This window comes from Microbacterium sp. MYb62, from assembly GCF_002979475.1.
Taxonomy (GTDB): Bacteria; Actinomycetota; Actinomycetes; order Actinomycetales; family Microbacteriaceae; genus Microbacterium.
In genome coordinates this window covers 17376-40688 of sequence record NZ_PCOY01000021.1, presented here as the reverse complement: position 1 = coordinate 40688, position 23313 = coordinate 17376, and the positions used below count along the sequence as shown (strand labels likewise).

General features: G+C 69.2%; 20 protein-coding genes. 18 read left to right on the top strand and 2 right to left on the bottom strand.

All coding sequences use genetic code 11. The features are described 5' to 3' along the window. The first annotated feature begins 83 nt into the window (after positions 1–83). The 6 genes from CQ042_RS16550 to CQ042_RS16525 all read left to right on the top strand — a co-directional run bounded on the left by CQ042_RS16550 (position 84) and on the right by CQ042_RS16525 (position 5080). Positions 84–950 carry a CoA ester lyase gene (locus CQ042_RS16550; protein WP_105671549.1) on the top strand — a complete coding sequence of 289 codons (867 nt, stop codon included), beginning with the start codon at positions 84–86 and terminating at the stop codon, positions 948–950. Positions 951–1057: 107 nt separating this feature from the next. Then, positions 1058–1522, top strand: a complete 465-nt coding sequence (bcp, locus tag CQ042_RS16545) for a thioredoxin-dependent thiol peroxidase (protein WP_105671548.1) — start codon at positions 1058–1060, stop codon at positions 1520–1522. Positions 1523–1677: 155 nt separating this feature from the next. Beyond that, complete coding sequence (uraD, locus tag CQ042_RS16540) at positions 1678–2181, top strand: 2-oxo-4-hydroxy-4-carboxy-5-ureidoimidazoline decarboxylase (protein WP_105671547.1); 504 nt, start codon at positions 1678–1680, stop codon at positions 2179–2181. Next, positions 2178–2519: a hydroxyisourate hydrolase gene (gene uraH / locus CQ042_RS16535; RefSeq protein WP_105671546.1), complete on the top strand. Its 342-nt coding sequence runs from the start codon at positions 2178–2180 to the stop codon at positions 2517–2519. The genes uraD and uraH overlap by 4 nt, the downstream gene beginning before the upstream one ends. A gap of 8 nt (positions 2520–2527) precedes the next feature. Further along, complete coding sequence (pucL, locus tag CQ042_RS16530; protein ID WP_105671545.1) at positions 2528–3421, top strand: factor-independent urate hydroxylase; 894 nt, start codon at positions 2528–2530, stop codon at positions 3419–3421. Between the two features lie 201 nt (positions 3422–3622). Continuing rightward, on the top strand, positions 3623–5080 hold the full coding sequence (locus tag CQ042_RS16525; protein WP_105671544.1) for a nucleobase:cation symporter-2 family protein: 1458 nt from the start codon (positions 3623–3625) through the stop codon (positions 5078–5080). Here CQ042_RS16525 and CQ042_RS16520 read toward each other — a convergent pair. Continuing rightward, entirely contained in the window at positions 5037–5783 is a 747-nt protein-coding gene (locus CQ042_RS16520) for an SDR family oxidoreductase (protein WP_105671543.1), read from the bottom strand. The two genes, CQ042_RS16525 and CQ042_RS16520, sit on opposite strands and share 44 nt — an antisense overlap. A 54-nt stretch (positions 5784–5837) precedes the next feature. Here CQ042_RS16520 and aceE point away from each other — a divergent pair, with 54 nt between their 5' ends. After that, positions 5838–8534, top strand: a complete 2697-nt coding sequence (gene aceE, locus CQ042_RS16515; protein WP_105671542.1) for a pyruvate dehydrogenase (acetyl-transferring), homodimeric type — start codon at positions 5838–5840, stop codon at positions 8532–8534. A gap of 69 nt (positions 8535–8603) precedes the next feature. Here aceE and CQ042_RS16510 read toward each other — a convergent pair whose 3' ends face one another. Further along, positions 8604–9371, bottom strand: coding sequence for an IclR family transcriptional regulator (locus tag CQ042_RS16510; protein ID WP_105671541.1), 768 nt, complete (start codon positions 9369–9371; stop codon positions 8604–8606). A 196-nt stretch (positions 9372–9567) separates the two neighbouring features. On the opposite strand from CQ042_RS16510, the gene CQ042_RS16505 reads away from it, so the two are divergent. The 11 genes from CQ042_RS16505 (at position 9568) to allB (ending at position 23301) form a co-directional block, all read left to right on the top strand. Further along, complete coding sequence (locus tag CQ042_RS16505; RefSeq protein ID WP_105671540.1) at positions 9568–10968, top strand: NADP-dependent malic enzyme; 1401 nt, start codon at positions 9568–9570, stop codon at positions 10966–10968. 32 nt (positions 10969–11000) lie between these two features. Further along, positions 11001–12572 (top strand): malate synthase A, encoded by a 1572-nt coding sequence (gene aceB, locus CQ042_RS16500; protein ID WP_219844871.1) that lies wholly within the window; start codon positions 11001–11003, stop codon positions 12570–12572. Beyond that, positions 12572–13834, top strand: coding sequence for a DUF6986 family protein (locus CQ042_RS16495; RefSeq protein WP_105671539.1), 1263 nt, complete (start codon positions 12572–12574; stop codon positions 13832–13834). The genes aceB and CQ042_RS16495 overlap by 1 nt, the downstream gene beginning before the upstream one ends. Further along, on the top strand, positions 13831–14646 hold the full coding sequence (locus CQ042_RS16490; RefSeq protein WP_105671575.1) for a bifunctional allantoicase/(S)-ureidoglycine aminohydrolase: 816 nt from the start codon (positions 13831–13833) through the stop codon (positions 14644–14646). The genes CQ042_RS16495 and CQ042_RS16490 overlap by 4 nt, the downstream gene beginning before the upstream one ends. A 155-nt stretch (positions 14647–14801) precedes the next feature. Continuing rightward, the gene (locus CQ042_RS16485) at positions 14802–15587 is read left to right on the top strand and encodes a hydroxypyruvate isomerase family protein (protein WP_105671538.1); all 786 of its coding nucleotides are present in this window, start codon (positions 14802–14804) and stop codon (positions 15585–15587) included. Between the two features lie 25 nt (positions 15588–15612). After that, positions 15613–16491, top strand: a complete 879-nt coding sequence (locus tag CQ042_RS16480) for a 2-hydroxy-3-oxopropionate reductase (RefSeq protein ID WP_105671537.1) — start codon at positions 15613–15615, stop codon at positions 16489–16491. Positions 16492–16520: 29 nt separating this feature from the next. Beyond that, a complete protein-coding gene (gene gcl, locus CQ042_RS16475) occupies positions 16521–18308 on the top strand; it encodes a glyoxylate carboligase (RefSeq protein ID WP_105671536.1) in 1788 nt (595 codons plus the stop codon). A 19-nt stretch (positions 18309–18327) separates the two neighbouring features. Next, positions 18328–19464, top strand: a complete 1137-nt coding sequence (locus tag CQ042_RS16470; RefSeq protein ID WP_105671535.1) for a glycerate kinase — start codon at positions 18328–18330, stop codon at positions 19462–19464. A gap of 112 nt (positions 19465–19576) precedes the next feature. Next, complete coding sequence (locus CQ042_RS16465; RefSeq protein ID WP_105671534.1) at positions 19577–21106, top strand: NCS1 family nucleobase:cation symporter-1; 1530 nt, start codon at positions 19577–19579, stop codon at positions 21104–21106. Between the two features lie 15 nt (positions 21107–21121). Then, entirely contained in the window at positions 21122–21847 is a 726-nt protein-coding gene (locus CQ042_RS16460; RefSeq protein ID WP_105671533.1) for an aspartate/glutamate racemase family protein, read from the top strand. 59 nt (positions 21848–21906) lie between these two features. Next, positions 21907–23301 carry an allantoinase AllB gene (gene allB, locus CQ042_RS16455; RefSeq protein WP_105671532.1) on the top strand — a complete coding sequence of 465 codons (1395 nt, stop codon included), beginning with the start codon at positions 21907–21909 and terminating at the stop codon, positions 23299–23301. The last annotated feature ends 12 nt before the right edge of the window (positions 23302–23313 follow it).

Sequence of the window (23313 nt, the reverse complement as noted above, 5' to 3'; positions counted from 1 at the left end):
CACCTCTTCGCTGGCGCTGTCGACAAGCGCGGTCTAGACTTTCGAACTGCAGAAGCAAACTTTCGCAGAACGGAAATCGGCTGATGAATACTCTGATTGTGCCCTCGTCGCCCGGGAGTGGCCCCGGGATCGCCCCCGAGCTCGCGCGCTCCTGGCTGCTCGTCGCGGCGACCCAGCCGGCGACCTTCGACGAGGCCGCGCGCTCCTCGGCGGACGCCGTCGTGCTCGACATCGAGGACGCGGTCGACGCGAGTCGCAAGGCGGAGGCGCGCGACGACGTGGGCCGCTGGCTACGGGAGGGCGGGAGCGCCTGGGTGCGTGTCAACGACGTCACCAGCGACCACTGGGCCTCCGACCTGGAGGTGCTGCGGGCGGCGCCGGGGCTGCGCGGCGTGATGCTCGCGAAGACCGAGCACGGCAGTCAGGTCACCGACACGTTCCACCGCCTCGGCGGCGGGGTGCCCGTCGTCGCGCTCGTCGAGTCCGCTCTCGGCATCGAGAACGCCACGGAGATCGCCCGCGCCGAGGGTGCGTTCCGGCTGGCCTTCGGCAGCGGCGACTTCCGCCGCGACACCGGGATGTCGGCCGATCGCGAGGCGATGGCCTACCCCCGCGCCCGCCTGGTGGTCGCGAGTCGCTGCGGCGATCTCCCCGGACCCATCGACGGGCCGACCGTCGGCACGAGCCATCCCGTGCTGCGCGAGCAGTCGGCGATCACCGTGTCGATGGGGATGACGGGGAAGCTGTGCCTCTCGACCGACCAGACCTCCGTGGTCAACGAGGTCATCAGCCCGACCCGCACCGATGTCGAATGGGCGCACTCCTTCCTCGAAGACTTCGACGCCCGTGGACGCATCGTGCGCGATGGCAGCGACCTGCCGCGCCTCGGGCGCGCACGCAAGATCATGCAACTGGCCGAAGCGTTCGACGTGCACCTCGTCCTGCGCTGAACTCCGACCCGCTCTCGCCAGCCCCACCTCCTGACCGACGCCCCGACCACCTGACCGACGCCCCGACCACCTGGACCCCCCTGACCGGCCCCCGAATGGAGAACGACATGACGACCCTGACGATCGGCGACACCGCCCCGACATTCACCCTGAACGACGCCGACGGAACGGCCACGGCTCTCGCCGACCACCGCGGCCGCAAGGTCGTGGTGTACTTCTACCCGAAGGCGGCGACGCCCGGCTGCACGACCGAAGCCTGCGACTTCCGCGACAGCCTCTCGGCGCTCGCGGCAGCCGGATACGCGGTGATCGGCATCTCGCCAGACACGGTCGAGGAGGTCCGGTCCTTCGCCGCCGCCGAGAGCCTGACATTCCCTCTGCTCGCCGACACCGACGCCGCCGTGGCGAAGGCCTGGGGTGCCTGGGGGGAGAAGACGATCGGGGACCGGACGTTCGACGGCGTCATCCGCTCGACGTTCGTGCTGGATGCCGACGGCGTCGTGCAGCGCGCCGAGTACGGCGTCGAGGCGGAGGGCCACGTGGCTCGTCTCCGCGCCGAACTGGATGTCTGAGAACCCTTGACATGCGGATCAGCCCGACGCACAATAGTTGCACATGCTGAAATAACAGTTCCGGCATACGGAAAGCAGTAGCTCTCGAACGAGAAACGAGAGAGGTTCCGTATCACCCTACGCGCCGGATGCCAGCATGTTCTTGAGGATCGAAGATGTTGCTCGAGGAGTTCAACTCCCGCACCCGCGATGCTGCGATCGGCATCGCGAAGCCCGCTCTGGACATTTCCCGCTGGTACGACGCGCTCGTGGACGGCCGGCCGTACGCCTCTGTCGAGGCGCTGACGGCTGCCGCCATGACCGTCGCCGCACCGCTCACCGAAGAGGAGCTCGACGCCGCCCTGGCGCACCACCCCCGCATCGGCGAGCGAGCGCAGGGCGACAGCGCCGAGGCGGCGCACGCCCGGAGCGAGCAGGCCGGGGTCGACGCGTCGGCCGCCGAAGCTCTCGCCGAGGGCAACCGCGCCTACGAGGAGAAGTTCGACCGGGTCTTCCTCGTCCGCGCGGCCGGTCGCTCGGCAGAAGACATCCTCGCCCTGCTCCGGCAGCGCCTCGCCCACACTCCTGCGCAGGAGCTGGTCGTGATCGACCAGCAGCTGCGCGAGATCGCCGCCCTGCGCCTCGCCGGCGCCATCGAGACTGAAGGAGCACGCGCATGAGCGTCTCTCACGTGACCACCCACATCCTGGACACATCGATCGGGCGCCCAGCGCCCGGCGTCGCCGTCGCACTCGAAGCCCGCGACGGCGATGGATGGGTCGGGATCGGTACGGGCTTCACCGATGCTGACGGACGGGTGAAAGAACTGGGCCCCGATCGGCTGGAGAGCGGCGCCTACCGCCTCCGGTTCGACACCGGGACCTACTTCGCCGGCATCGACACGGACACCTTCTTCCCGGAGGTGGTGCTGACCTTCCTGGTCGACGCCGAGCAGGAGCACTATCACGTGCCGCTGCTGCTCAGTCCGTTCGCATATTCCACTTACCGAGGAAGCTGAGTAGTGAAATGACCGACATCATCCTGGGCAAGAACCAGTACGGCAAAGCCGAGGTTCGCGTCGTCCGCGTCACCCGCGACACCGCCCGCCACGAGATCGAGGATCTCAACGTCACCTCGCAGCTGCGCGGCGACTTCGCCAGTGCGCACTTCGACGGGAACAACGAGAACGTCGTCGCCACCGACACGCAGAAGAACACCGTGTACGCCTTCGCCAAGGACGGCGTGGGAAGTCCGGAGGAGTTCCTGCTCCGACTCGGACGCCACTTCACCGGAGAGTTCGACTGGGTCACCGGAGGCCGCTGGGAGGCCGAGCAGTACACCTGGGAGCGCATCCCCGTCGCCGGAGAGGGGCACGACCACTCGTTCGTGCGCGGCGGCACCGAGACCCGCACGGCGCTCGTGCAGATCGACGGCGAGGAGACGACCGTCATCGCCGGCCTGAAGGACCTCAAGGTCCTCAAGTCCACCGAGAGCGGATTCGTCGGCTACCCCAAGGACAGGTACACGACGCTGCAGGAGACCACGGACCGCATCCTCGCCACCTCCGTCACCGCGAAGTGGCGCTACGGACACAACGACATCGACTTCAACGAGGTCTACGCCGACGTCCGTCGCATCCTGCTCGAGGCCTTCACGGCGAACTACTCCTACGCGCTGCAGAACACCCTGCACGACATGGCCGCGGCCGTGCTCGAGGCGCACCCGGAGATCGAGGAGGTGCGCTTCTCGACACCGAACAGCCACCACTTCGTCGTCGACCTCTCGCCGTTCGGGCTGGAGAACCCCAACGAGGTCTTTTACGCGGCCGACCGCCCGTACGGACTGATCGAGGCCTCGTTCCTGCGCGACGGAGCGGATGCCGATCACCGCGCCTGGGACGGCGTCGCCGGCTTCTGCTGATCCGCGGCACCGACCACCGCGACACCTGACAGCGATCCACGGATCGCCCACCGTGTGTCGGCCTCGTGCCGACGCATCGGGGTGGGCCCGGCTCCCGACGCACCGAGCCCACCCCACCCCTGGTCGAGGCTGCCCTCGACCCCTCGAACCCCCATCAGAAAGCACACCCCGACTGCGGGTCATGGACGAGGAGGTCCACCGATGTTCGCCGTACGCAAGCCCCGAAAGACCCGGACGGAATCGAACCGCCCGGAAGACGAGCGCCTGGGCGCAGGGACCGCTTTCACTTTCGGTCTCCAACACGTCCTGACGATGTACGGCGGCATCATCGCTCCGCCGCTGATCATCGGTGCGGCCGCCGGGCTCAACTCGACCGAGGTGGGCGTGCTGATCGCGGCCTGCCTGTTCATGGGCGGTCTCGCGACCCTCCTGCAGACCCTCGGGCTGCCGTTCTTCGGCTCCCAGCTGCCGCTCGTGCAGGGGGTCTCGTTCGCGGGCGTCGCCACCATGCTCGCGATCGTCAACCAGGGCGGCGGTCTCTCCGCCGTGTTCGGGGCCGTCATCGTCGCCTCGCTGATCGGCCTGGTGATCGCCCCGTTCTTCGCGCAGATCGTGCGCTTCTTCCCGCCGGTCGTGACGGGAACCGTGATCACCATGATCGGACTCTCGCTCGTGCCGGTCGCCGCGCGCTGGATCACCGGCGCGAACCCCGAGGCCGAGAACTATGCGGACCCGGTGTTCGTGGGCATCGCCGGATTCACGCTGCTCGTGATCATGCTCCTCAGCAAGCTCGGCAACGCGACGATCTCGCGGCTGTCGATCCTGCTCGCGATGGTGATCGGCACGGTCTTCGCCGCGATCATCGGCAAGGCCGACTTCTCGAAGGTGTTCGAGGGGCCCGTCTTCGCGTTCCCGACCCCGTTCGCCTTCGGCGTGCCGACCTTCGACCTGGCGGCGATCGTGTCGATGACGATCGTCGTGCTGGTGATCCTCACCGAGACCACGGCCGACATCATCGCGGTGGCCGAGATCACCGGATCGAAGGTCGACCGCAAGCGCATCGCCGCCGGCCTCCGTGCCGACATGGTCTCGAGCGCCATCTCCCCGATCTTCAACTCGTTCACGCAGAGCGCCTTCGCCCAGAACGTGGGTCTGGTGGCCGTGACGAAGATCAAGAGCCGCTACGCGGTCGCCGCCGGTGGGGTGATCCTCATCATCCTCGGCCTGCTGCCGGTGCTCGGTCGCGTGGTCGCCGCCGTGCCGACCGCCGTCCTGGGTGGCGCGGGGCTGGTGCTGTTCGGCACCGTCACCGCCTCCGGCATCCGCACGCTCGCGAAGGTCAAGTACGACGGCAACATGAACCTCATCATCGTCGCGGCCTCGCTGTCGTTCGGTGTGCTGCCCGAGGTCAACCACGACATCTACATGAACTTCCCGACGTGGTTCCAGGTCATCTTCGGATCGGGCATCAGCTCGGCGGCCATCATGGCGATCCTGCTGAACCTCGTGTTCAACCACTTCACGAAGGGGACACCGGAAGACCCCTCGGTGTTCGCGGCGAGCCCCGTGCGGGCCGTGAAGACCGACGTCATCCGCACGCTCCGCAAGGAGCGGGTCAGCCTCGACCCCCGAAAGGCATTCCGGCGGCCGCGACCGTGAGGCTCGCGACGTTCGCCTCCGGCGGCAGCTGGGCCATGAAGAGCACCGCGCGCGCGGCATCCACCACATCGAAGGTGGGTTCCGTGCGCCGCGTGCCGTCGGCCTGCAGAGCGCCGTCGCCCACACCGAGTCGGTCCATGATCTCGGTCCTGGCGTTGCCGATGTCGATCTGCCCGGCGGAGATGCCGTGAGGGCGGCCGTCGAGATCGAGGGACTTCGTCAGGCCCGTGATCGCGTGCTTGCTCACCGTGTACGCCACGGAGAGCGGCCGCGGCACGTGTGCCGAGATGGAGCCGTTGTTGATGATGCGGCCGCCCGAGGGGCGCTGCGCGATCATGGTGCGCATCGCGGCGCCCGCGCAGAGCAGTGCGCCGGTCACGTTGACGTCGAGCGTCGCCTGCCAGTCGGTGGGCGAGATCTCGGCCGCGGAGGCCGCGGGGCCGAAGACGCCGGCGTTGTTGAACAGCACGTCCACCCGGCCCCACTCGGCCACGACGGTGTCGAAGAGAGCGTCGACCTGGTCGGCGCTCGTGACGTCGGCCGGCACGACCAGCGCACGCGGGTGCCCTCCCGCGGTCTCGCGGAGGGCGTCCTCGCGACGGCCGACGAGGGCCACGCGGAATCCGGCTTCCAGCAGGGCCTGCGCGGTCGCGCGACCGATTCCCGAACCTGCCCCCGTCACGACGGCGATGCGTGCGTCCACGTCTGATCCTCCCGATTCCCGATCTCACCCCCATCTAACAAGAAAGGCCGAACCGTGACCGACAATCGCGCCTCCGCCCCTGACGTCGACCTCGACCCCGAGGAGACCGCAGAGTGGCTCGAATCCCTGGACGCCCTGATCGCCGAACGCGGCAGCGAGCGGGGTGAGCGCATCGTCCGGACACTGGTCGACCGCGCCGGGCTCGCCTCCACGCCGATCGCGACGACCGACTACGTCAACACGATCGCCGCGGCCGACGAGCCCGCATACCCCGGCGATGAGGAGCTCGAACGGCGCGCCCGCGCCTGGATGCGCTGGAACGCCGCGGTCATGGTGCACCGCGCGCAGCGGCCGGGCATCGGCGTGGGCGGACACATCTCCACCTATGCCGGGGCGGCCACGCTCTACGAGGTCGGCTTCCACCACTTCTTCCGCGGTAAGGACCACCCGGGCGGCGGCGACCAGGTCTACTTCCAGGGCCACGCCTCTCCCGGTATGTACGCGCGGGCCTTCCTCGAAGGGCGGCTCACCGAGGAGGACCTCGACGGCTTCCGTCAGGAGAAGTCCCGGGAGGGGCACGCGCTGCCGTCGTACCCGCATCCGCGCCTGATGCCCGACTTCTGGGAGTTCCCGACGGTGTCGATGGGCATCGGTCCGATGAACGCGATCTATCAGGCGCAGTCGAACCGCTACCTGCAGGGGCGTGGGCTCACGGACACCTCGGAGCAGCACGTGTGGGCGTTCCTGGGCGACGGCGAGATGGACGAGCCGGAGTCGCGGGGCCTGCTGCAGCTCGCCGCGAACGACGGGCTCGACAACCTGACCTTCGTCGTGAACTGCAACCTGCAGCGCCTCGACGGCCCCGTGCGCGGCAACGGGAAGATCATCCAGGAGCTCGAGGGCTTCTTCCGCGGTGCGGGCTGGAACGTGATCAAGGTGATCTGGGGGCGCGAGTGGGACGACCTGCTCGAGCGCGACGTCGACGGCGCGCTCGTCGACGTGATGAACACCACGCTCGACGGCGACTACCAGACCTACAAAGCCGAGTCCGGCGGGTTCATCCGCGAGAACTTCTTCGGACGTGACCCGCGCACGCGCACCCTGGTCGACGGCCACACGGACGAGCAGATCTGGGGTCTCAAGCGCGGCGGCCACGACTACCGCAAGGTGTTCGCCGCGTACCAGCAGTCGCTCGCGCACAACGGCAAGCCGACGGTCATCCTCGTCAAGACGGTCAAGGGCTACGGCCTCGGACCGCGCTTCGAGGCGCGCAACGCCACGCACCAGATGAAGAAGCTGACGCTGCAGGACCTCAAGGACTTCCGCGACCACCTGCGGGTGCCGATCACGGATGCGCAGCTGGAGGCCGCTCCGTACGAGCCGCCGTACTACCACCCGGGAGCAGATGCCCCTGAGATCGCGTACCTGTTGGATCGGCGCCGTGCGCTCGGCGGATTCGTCCCGGAGCGTCGGGCCGCGCACGCGCCGATCACGCTGCCGGATCCTCGGGCGTACGAGGTCGCGGCGCGCGGCTCCGGCACGCAGCAGGCGGCCACGACCATGGCCTTCGTGCGCGTGCTCAAGGACCTCATGCGCGATCCCGAGTTCGGGAAGCGCATCGTGCCGATCATCCCCGACGAGGCACGCACGTTCGGGATGGACGCGTTCTTCCCGACCGCGAAGATCTACAACCCGAAGGGACAGCAGTATCTCTCGGTCGACCGCGACATCGTGCTGTCCTACAAGGAGGCGACCTCCGGCCAGATCGTGCACGCCGGGATCAACGAGGCCGGATCGGTCGCCGCATTCACCGCTGCGGGCACCGCCTATGCGACCCACGGGGTTCCGCTCATCCCGGTGTACGTGTTCTATTCGATGTTCGGGTTCCAACGCACGGGCGACTCCCTGTGGGCCGCCGCCGACCAGATGACCAGGGGCTTCCTGATCTCGGCGACTGCCGGGCGCACCACGCTCACCGGTGAGGGCCTGCAGCACGCCGACGGTCACTCCCCGCTGCTCGCCGCCACCAACCCCGCTGTCGTGACCTACGACCCCGCGTTCGGGTACGAGATCGGCCACATCGTGCGCGCCGGGATCGAGCGGATGTACGGTGAGGACTCCGAGGACCGCAATCGCATCTACAACCTCATGGTCTACAACGAGCCGATCGTGCAGCCCGCGGAGCCCGAGGGCGTCGACGTGGACGGCATCCTCGGCGGCATCCACCGGATCTCGGCTGTCGAGGCCCCGCGGGCGCACCTGCTCGCCTCGGGCATCGGTGTGACCTGGGCACAGGAGGCACAGCGCCTCCTGGCCGACGACTGGGGAGTCGCATCCGACGTCTGGTCCGTGACCTCGTGGACCGAGCTGCGCCGCGATGCGGTCGCCGCGGAGGAGCACGCGTTCCTGTATCCGGAGGAGCCGCAGCGGACGCCGTTCCTCGTGCAGCAGCTCGCGGCGGCGCACGGCCCGATCGTCGCGGTCAGCGATTACGCGAAGGATCTGCCCGACCAGGTGCGGCAGTTCGTGGACAACGACTGGGCGACGCTCGGTGCCGACGGCTTCGGATTCTCCGACACCAGGGCCGCCGCGCGACGGTTCTTCAAGATCGACGGCCCTTCGGTCGTCGTGCGCACCCTGCAACTGCTCGCCGCACGGGGAGACGTGGATGCCGCGGTCCCCGCTCGGGCGGCGGAGAAGTATCGGCTGCTCGATGTGAACGCCGGCGCCAGCGGCTCCGACGCGGAGTGACGAAAGCGCCCCGGCCGCCGAGTCTTCTCGGGGCCGGGGCGCGGACGTGCGTCTCCGTCGGGTGTGCGATCAGTCGTCGAGCTCGGCGACGATCGCCTCCGCCGCCTTGCGCAGGAGGGGGACGGCGCGCTCGCCGAAGGCTTCGTCCACGCGGGACACCGGTCCGGAGACCGAGACGGCGGTGGGGGTCGGCGCGTTCGGCACGGCCATCGAGAAGCACCGGACGCCGATCTCCTGCTCCTGGTCGTCGACCGCGTAGCCGCGCTCGCGGATCAGCTCGAGTTCGGCGAGCAGGGCGTCGACCGTGCCGATGCTGTGCTCGGTCGGTGTCGGCATCCCCGCCCTGGCCACGATCCCGCGCACGGTCTCGTCCGGCAGCTGCGAGAGGATCGCCTTGCCGACGCCGGTGTCGTGCAGGTGCGCGCGCCGGCCGACCTCGGTGAACATGCGCATCGAGTGCAGCGAGGGCACCTGTGCGACGTAGACGACCATGTCGCCGTCGAGGACGGCCATGTTGGCGCTCTCTCCGAGTGCGTCGACGAGTCCCTTGAGCTGGGGGCGGGCGAGCGCGCCGAACTGCTTCGACGCGCCTTCGCCGATGCGGATCAGCCGCGGCCCGAGCGCGTAGCGCCGGTTCGGCAGCTGGCGCGCGTAGCCCAGGGAGACGAGGGTGCGCAGCAGCCGGTGGATGGTCGGGAGGGGGAGGTCGGTGGATGCGGCGAGCTCGCTCAGCGTCACATCCCCACCGGCATCCGTCACCAGCTCGAGGAGCTCGAAGACGCGCTCCACGGACTGCACGCCGGATCCGGCGCTTTTCGCTGTCTTGCTCTCAGCCATTGCTCTCCCATGCTCGCGGTTCATTCCATCATGCGAGAGGTCCATGTCGAAACGCCCCGCCGAAGCTTGCGCCTCACTTGCGCCGAACTTCCATAAAGTAGACAATAGAATCCACGATACGAAAACGTGAGAGATTTGAAGAGGCACACGGTGTGGCTCGCGGAGGCGCGGGGGTGCACCTCGATGAGGAGGAATCATGGCGAATCCCGGACCGGGGAACTCGATCACCCTGCGGATCGACGCACCGTCGAAGTTCAGTGTCACCAGTGAGCTCGCCGCGGCCGCGGCCGGCGCGGGGGCGGCCGTCACCGCTCTCGACGTGGCGGAGTCGCATCACTCGACGATCGTCGTCGACCTGACCTGCGACACGACCGGCGAAAGCCACGCCGACGAGGTGCGCGCGGCCATCGACGCGCTCGACGGCGTCAGCGTGCGCGTCAGCAGCGACCGCACCTTCCTGATGCACCTCGGAGGCAAGCTCGAGGTCGTGCCGCGCGTGCGCCTGCGCAACCGCGACGACCTCTCCCGTGCCTACACGCCGGGCGTCGCCCGCGTCTGCATGGCGATCGCCGAGGACAAGTCCAAGGCCCGCCAGCTCACCGTCAAGCGCAACACCATCGCGGTCGTCACCGACGGCACCGCCGTGCTCGGCCTCGGCGACATCGGCCCGGAGGCCGCGCTCCCCGTCATGGAAGGCAAAGCGGCCCTCTTCAAGCAGTTCGCCGACGTCGACGCCTGGCCCGTGTGCCTCGACACCAAGGACACCGAGGAGATCATCCGCATCGTCAAGGCGATCGCGCCCGTCTACGGAGGGATCAATCTCGAGGACATCGCGGCGCCGCGCTGCTTCGAGATCGAGGCGCGCCTGCGCGAAGAGCTCGACATCCCCGTGTTCCACGACGATCAGCACGGCACCGCGATCGTGACGCTCGCCGCGCTGCAGAACGCGCTCAAGGTCGTCGGCAAGAAGATCGAAGACGTGCGCATCGTCCTCTCCGGGGTCGGCGCGGCCGGCAACGCGATCGTGCAGCTGCTGCTCGCCGAGGGCGCGCACGACATCGTGGCCTGCGGCCGCGACGGCGCGATCCACCGCGGCGCCGGGTACACCGACGCGCACCGGACGGAGATCGCCGCCACCACCAACCCGCGCGACTTCCGCGGCACCCTCAAAGAGGCGATGGTCGACGCCGACGTGTTCATCGGCGTCAGCGCGCCCCATGTGCTGGACGAAGCCGACATCGCCGCGATGGCCGACGACGCGATCGTCTTCGCCATGGCGAACCCGACGCCGGAGGTCGACCCGATCGTCGCGTCGAAGCACGCCGCCGTCGTCGCCACCGGCCGCAGCGACTTCCCCAATCAGATCAACAACGTGCTCGCCTTCCCCGGCTTCTTCCGAGGCCTCCTCGACGCCGGTGTCTCCGACATCACGCCGCCTATGCTGGTCGCAGCTGCCGAGGCCATCGCATCCCGCGTGAGCGAGGACGAACTCAATGCGAGCTTCATCATCCCGAGCGTGTTCGATCCTCTGGTGGCCGGCGCGGTCGCCGAGGCGATCGTCCGCGTCGCCGGAACCACCGCCTCGAGCAAGGAGTGACCGTCGTGTCCGCCATCGTCACCACCCCGTCCATGATCGCCCGCGTCGCCGAGATCCTCACCCCCGAGGCGCTCGACTTCCTCACGAAGCTGCATGAGCGCTTCGCCGCCACCCGCGACGAACTGCTCGCCGCGAGGGTCGAAGATCGCGCCGCCGCCGCCGCAGGAGGTGGACTCGACTTCCTGGCCGAGACCGCCGACATCCGAGAGGGCGACTGGCGGGTCGCCGAGGCGCCGGAGGCGCTGCGCGACCGCCGGGTCGAGATCACCGGCCCCGCGACGCCGGCCAAGATGGCCATCAACGCGCTGAACTCCGGCGCGAAGGTCTGGCTCGCCGACCTCGAGGATGCCTCGACCCCGCACTGGTTCAACGTCGTCGACGCGCAGGTCAACCTGCGCGACGCCGCACGCGGAACCCTCTCGCACACCTCGCCCGAGGGCAAGGAGTACCGCCTGCGCACGGATGCGCCCCTCGCCGTCGTCGTGGTCCGCCCGCGCGGCTGGCACATGGCCGAGCGGCACATCGAGATCGACGGGGCACCCGCCGTCGGCGCACTCGTCGACTTCGGTCTGCACTTCTTCCACAACGCGAAGGTGCTGGCCGAGGCCGGTCAGGGGCCGTTCTACTACCTGCCGAAGATGGAGTCCCGCCTCGAGGCACGGCTGTGGAACGACGTGTTCACGTTCGCCGAGCAGGAGATCGGGATCCCGCACGGCACGGTCCGCGCGACCATGCTCATCGAGACGATCCCGGCGGCCTTCCAGATGGAGGAGATGCTCTACGAGCTGCGGGAGCACGCCTCCGGCCTCAACGCCGGCCGCTGGGACTACCTCTTCAGCATCATCAAGTACTTCCGCGACGCGGGAGAGCGTTTCGTCCTCCCCGACCGCGCCAGCATCGTGATGACGGCCCCTTTCATGCGCGCCTACACCGAGCTGCTCGTGAGCACCTGCCACCGCCGAGGCGCCTTCGCGATGGGAGGCATGGCCGCGTTCATCCCGAACCGCCGCGACCCCGAGGTCACCGAGGCGGCGATCGCCAAGGTGCGCGCCGACAAGACGCGCGAGGCGAACGACGGCTTCGACGGCTCATGGGTCGCGCACCCCGACCTGGTGCCGATCTGCCGCGAGGTGTTCGACGCGGTGCTCGGCGACAAGCCGAATCAGCTCGACAGCCTGCGCGACGACGTGCGGGTGACGGCGGAGCAGCTGCTGGACATCGCCTCGGCGGACGGCGACGCGACCGAGGCGGGGCTGCGGGCGAACCTCTACGTCGCCGTGGCCTACACCGCGGTCTGGCTGTCGGGCAACGGCGCGGTCGCGATCCACAACCTGATGGAAGACGCGGCGACGGCCGAGATCTCGCGTTCGCAGGTCTGGCAGCAGGTGCGCAACCACACGGTTCTCGCCGACACCGGCAACACCGTCACGCCCGAGCTCGTCGAGACGCTGCTCGGCGAGGAGGTCGAGCGCCTGCGTGGCGAGGTCGATCCCGCCGCGTTCGCCGCCCACTACGCGCCGGCCGCCCGTCTGGTGCGGCAGCTGTGCCTCGATGACGAGTACGTCGACTTCCTCACCACGCCCGCGTACGAGCTGGTGGACTGATGGCGGCCCTTTCGGAACAGGACCTCGCCGACATCGACGCCCGGCTCGCCGGGACCGACACGCTGCTCGCGACCGAGTACCCGGGGGATGACGGCACCCGGCAGCCGGTGCACACGCTGTACGTGCCGGCCGACCGCTTCACACCAGAGCTGCCGGCCGTGTTCGCAGCCCAGGCGGCTGCCGCCGTCGAGGCGTTCGGCGGCACGGCGGCCCTCGCCGAAGCGGTCGGGCTCGGGCATCTCGCCGGCGAGCTCGCACCGCTCGTCGACGCGAAGCTCGTCGCCGAGCCCCTGGAAGACCTGCGCCTCGACTTCGAGGACGGCTACGGCGCGCGACCGGATGCGGAGGAGGACGCGGATGCGGTGCTCGCCGCCGAACGTGTGGCCGCGGCGGTGGCCGCCGGGGTCGCGCCGCCGTTCATCGGCATCCGGTTCAAGTGCTTCGAGGCGCCCACGCGGCGTCGGGGCATCCGCACGCTCGATCTCTTCCTGAGCACGCTCGCATCGAAGGGCCCGCTGCCCGACGGCCTCGTGCTCACCCTGCCCAAGGTCACCACGGTCGAACAGGTCGAGGCGATGGTCTCGCTGTGCGAGCGCTTCGAAGCCGTGCTCGGACTGCCGGATGGCCGGCTGCGCTTCGAGGTGCAGATGGAGACGCCGCAACTGATCATCGCCGCCGACGGCTCGGTGCCGGTGGCGACGCTGCTGCACCGGGCGAACGGCCGGGTCTCGGCACTGCACTACGGCACCTACGACTACAGCGCCTCGCTGCAGATCGCCGCCGCGTACCAGTCGATGGAGCACCCGGCAGCCGACTACGCCAAGCAGGTCTGTCAGGTCGCGGTCGCCGAGACCGGCGTGCGGCTCTCCGACGGATCGACGAACGTGATCCCGGTGGGCGAGCCGGAGCACGTGCTCGCCGCATGGCAGCTGCATGCCCGACTGGTGCGCCGTTCGCTCGAGCGCGGGTACTACCAGGGGTGGGATCTGGCGGCCGAGCAACTGCCCACCCGGTATCTCGCGACGTATGCGTTCTACCGAGAGGGGTTCGCCGCCGCGGCGCGACGCCTCGACAACTATCTGCACGGCGGCGACGCGTCGATCATGGACGAGCCGGCGACGGCCCGAGCGCTCGCGCGCTTCGTCGTGCGCGGCCTGGAGTGCGGAGCCGTCACCGCCGAGGAAGTACGCTCCGCCACGCACGCGGAGCCGGCGGAGCTGACCCGCCTCGCCCACCCGAAACTCATCACCGAGGAGGCCTGATGTCCTACTACACCCCGGCCGGAGGGCTGCCCCCGCAGTCCGACCTGCTCACCGATCGCGCGGTCGTCAAGCTCGCGTACACGTTCATCCCGAAGGGGGTGCTGCGTGACATCGTCACCAGCAGCCTCCCGGGCTTCACGAACAGTCGAGCGTGGATCATCGCGCGGCCGACCCCGAGCTCCGCGACGACGTTCTCGCAGCTGATCGTCGAGATCGCCCCCGGCGGAGGTGCCGCGAAGCCGGAGCCGGAGTCGGGCGTCGAGGGCGTGGTGTTCGTCACGACGGGCAGCCTCACGCTCACGCTCGACGGGGAAAGGCACGTGCTCGACGAGGGCGGCTACGCCTTCCTCGCGCCCGGTGCCTCGTGGTCGCTCGCGAACGAGGGCGAGGAACTCACCAGCTTCCATTGGATCCGCAAGGCCTACGAGTGGCTCGACGGCGTGGACGCTCCGGCCTCCTTCGTCACGAGCGACAAGGACGTGGCGCCGGTCTCGATGCCCGACACCGACGACGTGTGGGCCACGACCCGCTTCTCCGACGCCTCCGACATGGCACACGACATGCAGGTCAACATCGTCACGTTCCAGCCGGGCGGATCCATCCCCTTCGCTGAGACGCACGTCATGGAGCACGGCCTGTTCGTGCTGCAGGGCAAGGGCGTCTATCGCCTGAACGACGACTGGGTCGAGGTCGAGGCGGGCGACTACATGCTGCTGCGGGCGTTTTGCCCGCAGGCCTGCTACGCGGGCGGGCCGGAGCCCTTCCGCTACCTCCTGTACAAGGACATGAACCGGCAGATCCGCCTCACCTGAGCCCGGAGCCGTAATTCGGAGTCCGACGGAGGCGTCGTCCCACACCGCGGGACGACGCCTCCGTCGTGTGTGCGGCCGTTGACACGTCGAGCCGTGCCGCGTACTGTTTTCATTAACAGGAATCTTTCTTCCACAATCCGAAATCAAGGACGATCATGAGCTACACCGTCAACGCCTCGATCCTGCTGACCGAGCTGCCCGTCCTCGAGCGCCCTGCGGCGGCCAAGGCTGCCGGCTTCGACGCGGTCGAGTTCTGGTGGCCGTTCGCCACCGCCGTCCCCGCGCAGGTCGAGGTCGACGGCTTCGTCGCCGCGATCCAGGACGCGGGCGTGCAGCTCACCGGGCTGAACTTCTTCGCGGGGGACATGCCGGGCGGCGACCGCGGCCTGGTGTCGTGGATCGGCCGCGAAGACGAGTTCCGCGCGAACGTCGACGTGGTCGTCAGTATCGGCGAGCGCCTCGGCACGCGCGCGTTCAACGCGCTCTACGGCAACCGCATCGACGGCGCCGACGCGCAGGCCCAGGATGACCTGGCCGTGCAGAACCTGACGTTCGCCGCCGCAGCGGTCGCGAAGATCGGCGGCATCGTGCTCCTCGAGCCCGTCTCCGGCATGGACACCTACCCGCTGAAGACCGCCGCAGACGCGCTCGCCATCATCCAGCGCGTCACGCACGAGCACGGCGTCGACAACGTGCGCCTGCTCGCCGACTTCTACCACCTGGCCGTGAACGGCGACGACGTCGCCACCGTCATCGCCGGGCACGCGGCGGAGTTCGGCCACATCCAGATCGCCGACGCCCCGGGGCGCGGCGAGCCCGGCACGGGCGACCTTCCGCTCGCGGAGTGGATCGCCGCGGCGCAGGCCGGCGGCTACTCCGGCCCCATCGGCCTCGAGTACAAAGCCACCCAGAGCGACCCGTTCGCCTGGATCACTCACTGACATCCCCCCGCGAAGGAGCGACGACATGACCAGCATCGCCATCATCGGCCTCGGCATCATGGGACTTCCCATGGCGAAGAACCTCGTCAAGGCCGGTCACGACGTGACCGGGTACAACCGCAGCCAGGAGCCCATCGACAAGCTCGTCGAAGCCGGCGGTACGGGGGCTGCCAGCATCGCGGACGCCGTGAAGGACGCCGACGTCATCATCACCATGGTCCCCGACTCGCCCGACGTCGAAGGCGTCGTGCGCGGTGAGGACGGCGTCTTCGCCCACGCCAAGGCCGGCGCGCTCTGGATCGACAACTCCTCCATCCGCCCCGACGTCGCCAAGACGCTCGCCGAAGAGGCGGTCGCCGCCGGATTCGGTGCGGTCGACGCCCCCGTCTCGGGCGGGGAACAGGGCGCGATCGACGGCGCCCTGTCGATCATGGTCGGCGGTGCTCCCGAGCACTTCGCCGCCGCCGAGCCCGTCCTGAACGCGATCGGCAAGACCATCGTGCACGTCGGACCCGCCGGTGCCGGACAGACCGTCAAGGCGGCCAACCAGCTCATCGTCGCGGTCAACATCCAGGCGCTCGCCGAGGCCGTCACGTTCCTCGAGGCGTTCGGCGTCGACACCGACGCCGCTCTCACCGTGCTCGGCGGAGGCCTCGCCGGGTCGAAGGTCCTCGACCAGAAGGGGCAGAAGATGCTGAACCGCGACTTCGCCCCCGGATTCCGTCTCGCCCTCCACAACAAGGATCTCGGCATCGTCACCGCGGCCGCACGCTCCGTCGGGGTCACCGTCCCCCTCGGCGCGGCCGTCGCCCAGCTCGTGAACGCCCTCGTCGCCCGCGGCGACGGTGGGCTCGACCACTCCGGGCTCTTCAAGCTCACCACCGAGCTCTCCGGTCGCGACTGAGCGACCCCGCACACTTCCAAGGAGACATCATGACCCGTATGCGCGCCGTCGACGCGATCGTCCAGATCCTGGTGAAGGAGGGCGCCGCCGAGGCGTTCGGCCTTCCCGGTGCCGCCATCAACCCCCTCTACGCCGCGATGCGCGAGCACGGCGGAGTGCGCCACACACTCGCCCGTCACGTTGAGGGCGCCTCGCACATGGCCGACGGCTACAGCCGTACCGGCGACGGCCGCATCGGCGTGTGCATCGGCACCTCAGGGCCGGCCGGCACCGACATGATCACCGGCCTCTACGCCGCGATCGCCGACTCCATCCCGATCCTCTGCATCACCGGGCAGGCTCCGGTCGCGAAGCTCGACAAGGAGGACTTCCAGGCCGTCGACATCGCCTCGATCGCGAAGCCGGTCACGAAGTTCACCAAGACCGTCCTGGAAGCGGCGCAGGTGCCCGGTGTCTTCCAGTCGGCGTTCCAGATCATGCGCTCCGGTCGTCCCGGCCCTGTGCTGATCGACCTCCCGTTCGATGTGCAGATGGGGGAGATCGAGTTCGACATCGAGACCTATGAGCCGCTGCCCGTCGCGAAGCCCGCCGCCACCCGCGCGCAGGCGGAGAAGGTGCTGGACTTGCTCACGGCATCCGCGCACCCGGTGATCGTCGCGGGCGGTGGCGTGGTCAACTCCGGCGCCTCCGACAAGCTCGTCGAGCTGGCGGAGACGCTGGGCGTGCCCGTGGTCCCGACCCTGATGGGCTGGGGCGCGATCGCCGACGACCACCCGCTCGCAGCCGGTCTCGTCGGCATCCAGACCTCGCAGCGCTACGGCAACGCGACCTTCCTCGAGTCCGACTTCGTGCTGGGCATCGGCAACCGCTGGGCCAACCGCCACACCGGCGGTCTCGACACCTATCGCAAGGGCCGGACCTTCGTGCACGTCGACATCGAGCCCACCCAGATCGGTCGTGTGTTCGCGCCCGACTACGGCGTGGTCTCCGACGCCGGCGCCTTCATCGACGCGCTGCTCGAGGTCGCCCGCGAGCGGGTCGCCGCGCTCCCGGACTATCTCGGCTGGGCGGAGGAGTGCCGGGCGCGCAAGGCGAAGCTCCAGCGCAAGACCAACTTCGACGATGTGCCCATGAAGCCGCACCGCGTGTACCAGGAGATGCTCGCGTCGTTCGGCCGGGACACCACCTACGTCACGACGATCGGCCTCTCGCAGATCGCCGGCGCGCAGCTGCTGCACGTCTACGGCGCCCGCCAGTGGATCAACGCCGGCCAGGCCGGCCCCCTCGGCTGGACCCTGCCCGCCGCCCTCGGCGTCGTGCGCGGCAAGCCGGAGCAGCAGGTGGTCGCACTCAGCGGCGACTACGACTTCCAGTTCATGATCGAGGAGCTCGCCGTGGGCGCGCAGCACAAGCTGCCGTACATCCACGTCGTGGTGAACAACAGCTACCTCGGACTGATCCGACAGTCGCAGCGCGCGTTCGAGATGGACTACGAGGTCTCGCTGGCCTTCGACAACATCAACACCCCGCAGGACTCGACGAGCATCGCGACGGGCTACGGAGTCGATCATGTCAAGGTCGCCGAGGGGCTGGGCTGCAAGGCGATCCGTGTGGAGCGTCCGGAAGACCTCGCCGCGGCCTTCGCCGAGGCCGAGCATCTGAAGAACGAGTTCCAGGTGCCCGTGGTCGTCGAGGTCATCCTCGAGCGCGTCACGAACATCGCGATGGGTGCCGACCTCGACACCATGAACGAGTTCGAAGACCTCGCTCTCACCGCTGCCGACGCGCCGCAGGCCGTCTCCGCGCTGCTGGACTGATCCGGGTGACGGGACGTTCATGCGCATCCTGATCGCCTCGGACAAGTTCAAGGGCTCCGCCACGGGAGCCGAGGTGGCGGAGTCGCTCGGTGACGGCATCCGGAGAGTGATCCCGGATGCCGTCATCGAGGCGGTGCCCGTCGCGGATGGCGGCGAGGGCACGGTCGACGCGGCCGTCGCGAGCGGCTTCGAGCCCGTGACCGTCGAGGTCACCGGTCCCGTCGGTGATCCGGTGTCCGCCCGTTTCGCCGTGCGGGGTGCCGAGGCGATCATCGAGATGGCGGCAGCCAGTGGTCTCGACCTCCTCCCGCACGGGGAGAAGGCGCCGCTGACCGCGACCAGTCGCGGCACGGGCGAGCTGATGGCCGCCGCTCTCGATCGCGGCTGCACGACGATCGTGCTCGGCGTCGGCGGCAGTGCCTGCACCGACGGGGGAGCCGGGATGCTGCAGGCGCTCGGCGTCTCGCTGCGGGCGGCCGACGGGCCTGTCCCCGCCGGCGGCGTCGCACTCGCCGACCTGGTGTCGGTGGACGTCTCCGGCCTCGACCCGCGGCTCCCCGGCGCAGCGGTCGTGCTGGCGAGCGACGTCGACAATCCTCTCCTGGGAGACCGGGGGGCCGCTGCGGTGTTCGCACCGCAGAAGGGGGCGAGCGCCGACGATGTCGCCGCCCTCGAGGCGGCCCTCTCCCGGTTCGCGGAGCTCCTGGAGGCAGACCCCGGCGTCCGGCCGTCCGCGGAGGCTCCCGGCGCCGGAGCGGCCGGGGGCGTGGGGTATGCCGCGCTCGCCGTGCTCGGCGCCTCGCGTGAGCCCGGCATCGAGGTCGTCCAGCGGCTCACGGGACTCGCCGACCGACTCGTCGGCGTCGACCTCGTCATCACGGGAGAGGGCAGCCTCGATGACCAGAGCCTCGGGGGCAAGACGCCGCTCGGTGTCGCGGCGGCGGCGCGCGCGGCCGGAGTGCCGGTGGTGGCCGTGTGCGGACGCTCGACGCTCTCCGACGACCAGGTGCGGGATGCCGGCTTCCGCCACGTCTATGCGCTCAGCGCGCTCGAACCCGACCCGGCATCGAGCATCGCGAATGCGAAGGCGCTGCTCGTCGATGTGGGGGCGCGCATCGCGCGCGACCGTTTCCGCCCGGCTCTCCCGGAGCATTGACACCACGCATCCCGTGTGGTGAACTTTCTTTAGTTGAAAATTAGATTCCATAATACGGAATCATCTACCCGAACATCTTCTTACCTGACAGAGCTGTCAAGGAAGGGCATCGATGTCCACCGAAGAGTACGTCCACGTTCCGAGTCGGGCCTCCGAAGGCCTCGACGAAGCCCCCTCCATCACCATCGCCGTGCAGGCGGGTGTCAGCCCGCGCCTGTACAACAGCGACCTCGCCCCGACGACCCGCGAAGGTCGGCACTGGGGTGCGTACAGCATCTTCGCTCTGTGGGCCAACGATGTGCACAGCCTCGGCAACTACGCCTTCGCGATCGGCCTGTTCGCCCTGGGTCTCAGCGGCGGTGCGATCCTGGGCGCCCTCGCCTTCGGCGCCCTGTTCCTGTTCCTCCTGCTCACGCTCTCCGGCTTCATGGGGGAGAAGACGGGCGTCCCGTTCCCCGTCATGAGCCGCATCGCCTTCGGCGTGCACGGTGCGCAGATCCCCGGACTGCTGCGCGGCATCGTGGCCATCGCCTGGTTCGGCGTGCAGACGTTCCTCGCGGCGCAGGTGCTGCAGGTCGTCATCATCGCGATCGCCCCGGCCGCGGTATCCCTCCAGGCCGGTTCCTTCCTCGGCCTCTCCGCGCTCGGCTGGATCAGCTTCCTCGTGCTGTGGGCCGTGCAGGTCGTCATCGTCAGCTACGGCATGGAGATGATCCGCAAGTACGAGGCCTTCGCCGGACCCGTCATCCTCGGCACCTTCGTCGCGCTCGCGGTGTGGGTGCTCGTGCAGAGCGGCTTCCAGATCAACTGGGCGCCGCAGGGTACCGCCGAGGGCGGAGAGCTCTGGTTGAAGATGCTCGGCGCCGCCTCGCTCTGGGTCGCGATCTACGGCACCTTCGTGCTGAACTTCTGCGACTTCACCCGCGGTGCGAAGTCCCGCAAGGCGATCGTCCGCGGCAACTTCTGGGGCATCCCGATCAACATGCTGTTCTTCGGCATCATCGTCGTGGTGCTCGCGGGTGGCACGTTCGAGATCGCCGGTCAGGTCATCTCGTCGCCGGCCGACGTCGTCGCCGCGATCCCGAACACGTTCCTGCTGGTCCTGGCCTCGCTCGCACTGATCGCCCTGACCATCGCGGTGAACCTGATGGCCAACTTCGTCGCCCCGACCTACGCCTTCACGAACCTGTTCCCGCGGCACCTGAACTTCCGCAAGGCCGCGATCCTCTCGGCGGTGATCGGCCTCGTCATCACCCCGTGGAACCTGTACAACTCGCCGATCGTCATCAACGTGTTCCTCGGCGGCCTCGGTGCCCTGCTCGGCCCGCTCTTCGGCATCATCATGGTCGACTACTGGATCATCAAGAAGCAGCAGATCAACGTGCCGGCGCTCTACTCGACCTCCCCGGTCGCGGAGTACGCGTACTCCCGCGGATTCAACCCGCGCGCGATCATCGCCCTGGTGGTGTCCGGCGGCATCTCGCTGCTGTTCACGTTCCTGCCGCTCTTCGAGGCGGTGCGCGACTTCTCCTGGTTCTTCGCGGCCGGGCTCGCGGCGATCGTCTACGGCGTGATCGCCGACCGACGAGGACCGTTCCACGACGTCGAGGCCGGCGACATCGCCGTCACCCCCACCCACTGACAGGAAGGCACCGACATGCGCATCCTCGTCGCGAACGTGAACACCACCGAGACGATGACCGAGGGCATCGCGGAGGCCGCCCGCGCGGTCGCCTCGCCCGGCACCGAGATCGTCGGGCTCACCCCCGACTTCGGCGCCGAGTCGTGCGAGGGCAACTTCGAGAGCTACCTCGCCGCGATCGCCGTGATGGACAAGGTCGTCCGCTACCCGGGCGAGTACGACGCCGTGATCCAGGCCGGCTACGGCGAGCACGGGCGTGAAGGGCTGCAGGAGCTGCTCACCGTGCCGGTGGTCGACATCACCGAGGCCGCGGCGTCCACCGCCATGTACCTCGGGCGCTCGTACTCCGTCGTCACGACGCTCGACCGCACCGTGCCGCTGATCGAGGACCGCCTGATCCTCGCCGGGCTCCACGACCGGTGCGCCTCGGTGCGCTCCTCCGGCCTCGGTGTGCTCGAGCTCGAGTCCGACCCCGAGCGGGCGATCGAGGCGATCGCCGCCGAGGCGCAGCGCGCCGTCGAGGTCGACCGCGCCGAGGTGATCGTGCTCGGCTGCGGCGGCATGGCGGAGCTCAAGGACCGCGTCGTCGAGCTGTGCGGTGTGCCCGTGGTCGACGGTGTCCAGGCCGCCGTCGCCGTCGCGGAAGGACTCGTGCGGCTCGGTCTGCGCACCTCGAAGGTGCGCACCTACGCGCCGCCGCGCCCCAAGCGCGTCACCGGATTCGGACCCACCGCGCGCTGAGTCGCGCATCATCGATACAGAGACACCGCGGGCACGGCCGGCGGCAGAAGGGAAGCGACATGTCGCAGGAGATCGGACACGAGGATGCGGGAGCGGTGTCGCTCGACCCGACGGGCGAGCACTACGACCTGGTGATCCGTGGTGAGCGCGTGCTGACCACGGCGGGGATCCGTCCGCGCGAGGTCGGTGTGCGGGGCGGTGTGATCGTCGCGATGCAGCCGCTGGGCAACAACCTCGACGGCGCCGAGATCATCGAGCTCGCCGCCGACGAGACGCTGATCCCCGGACTCGTCGACACGCACGTGCACGTCAACGAGCCCGGCCGCACGGAGTGGGAGGGCTTCGCCTCCGCCACGCGGGCTGCCGCAGCCGGCGGTGTGACCACGATCGTCGACATGCCTCTGAACAGCATCCCGCCGACCGTGAACGTCGAGGCGCTGAACATCAAGCGCGAGGCCGCGCAGGGCCAGACCCACGTCGACGTGGGCTTCTGGGGCGGCGCGGTGCCCGGCAACACGGCCGACCTGCGCCCCCTGCACGACGCCGGGGTGTTCGGCTTCAAGAGCTTCCTGCTGCACTCCGGAGTGGACGAGTTCCCGCCGCTGAACGCCGACGAGCTCGAAGAGAACATGCGCGAGCTGAAGAACTTCGACTCCGTGATGATCGTGCACGCCGAGGACTCGCGCGCCATCGACCGTGCTCCGCAGCCCGAGGGTGACGACTACAGCAAGTTCCTGGCCTCGAGACCGCGTGGTGCCGAGAACCTGGCGATCGCCGAGGTCATCGAGCGTGCCCGGTGGACCGGCGGCCGCGCGCACATCCTGCACCTGTCGTCATCGGATGCGCTCCCCATGCTGCGCTCGGCGAAGCACGACGGCCTGAAGCTCACGGTCGAGACCTGCCCGCACTACCTGACGCTCACCGCGGAGGAGATCCCGCACGGCGCCACGCAGTTCAAGTGCTGCCCGCCGATCCGCGAGGCCGGCAACCGGGAGCAGCTGTGGGAGGGGCTGGAGGACGGGACGATCGACTTCATCGTGTCGGACCACTCCCCGTCGACACTCGATCTGAAGGACCTCGAGAACGGCGACTTCGCGGTGGCCTGGGGCGGGGTCGCCTCGCTGCAGCTCGGCCTGTCGCTGATCTGGACCGAGGCACGCCAGCGCGGTCTCGCCCTCGAGACCGTCGTGGCGTGGATGAGCGAGAAGCCGGCGCAGTTCGCAGGCCTCACCGGCAAGGGGCGCATCGCCCCCGGCTACGACGCCGACTTCTCGGTGTTCGCCGCCGACGACGCCTACGTCGTCGACGTCGCCAAGCTGCACCACAAGAACCCGCTCACGCCGTACCACGGCAAGGCGCTGGCGGGGGTGGTGCGGAAGACGTGGCTGCACGGAGAGGTGATCGACTTCGAGACGCCGCGCGGGCGTCTGCTGCGTCGCGGCATGACGGACTGAGCGCGGCTCCTG

Coding starts and splice junctions, on each gene's coding strand:
- CQ042_RS16525 (WP_105671544.1), top strand. CDS start 3,623: ATGTTCGCCGTACGCAAGCCCCGAAAGACCCGGACGGAATCGAACCGC.
- uraD (WP_105671547.1), top strand. CDS start 1,678: ATGTTGCTCGAGGAGTTCAACTCCCGCACCCGCGATGCTGCGATCGGC.
- allB (WP_105671532.1), top strand. CDS start 21,907: ATGTCGCAGGAGATCGGACACGAGGATGCGGGAGCGGTGTCGCTCGAC.
- CQ042_RS16460 (WP_105671533.1), top strand. CDS start 21,122: ATGCGCATCCTCGTCGCGAACGTGAACACCACCGAGACGATGACCGAG.
- CQ042_RS16505 (WP_105671540.1), top strand. CDS start 9,568: ATGGCGAATCCCGGACCGGGGAACTCGATCACCCTGCGGATCGACGCA.
- CQ042_RS16510 (WP_105671541.1), bottom strand. CDS start 9,371: ATGGCTGAGAGCAAGACAGCGAAAAGCGCCGGATCCGGCGTGCAGTCC.
- gcl (WP_105671536.1), top strand. CDS start 16,521: ATGACCCGTATGCGCGCCGTCGACGCGATCGTCCAGATCCTGGTGAAG.
- CQ042_RS16495 (WP_105671539.1), top strand. CDS start 12,572: ATGGCGGCCCTTTCGGAACAGGACCTCGCCGACATCGACGCCCGGCTC.
- bcp (WP_105671548.1), top strand. CDS start 1,058: ATGACGACCCTGACGATCGGCGACACCGCCCCGACATTCACCCTGAAC.
- CQ042_RS16465 (WP_105671534.1), top strand. CDS start 19,577: ATGTCCACCGAAGAGTACGTCCACGTTCCGAGTCGGGCCTCCGAAGGC.
- CQ042_RS16470 (WP_105671535.1), top strand. CDS start 18,328: ATGCGCATCCTGATCGCCTCGGACAAGTTCAAGGGCTCCGCCACGGGA.
- uraH (WP_105671546.1), top strand. CDS start 2,178: ATGAGCGTCTCTCACGTGACCACCCACATCCTGGACACATCGATCGGG.
- CQ042_RS16550 (WP_105671549.1), top strand. CDS start 84: ATGAATACTCTGATTGTGCCCTCGTCGCCCGGGAGTGGCCCCGGGATC.
- CQ042_RS16485 (WP_105671538.1), top strand. CDS start 14,802: ATGAGCTACACCGTCAACGCCTCGATCCTGCTGACCGAGCTGCCCGTC.
- aceB (WP_219844871.1), top strand. CDS start 11,001: ATGATCGCCCGCGTCGCCGAGATCCTCACCCCCGAGGCGCTCGACTTC.
- CQ042_RS16480 (WP_105671537.1), top strand. CDS start 15,613: ATGACCAGCATCGCCATCATCGGCCTCGGCATCATGGGACTTCCCATG.
- pucL (WP_105671545.1), top strand. CDS start 2,528: ATGACCGACATCATCCTGGGCAAGAACCAGTACGGCAAAGCCGAGGTT.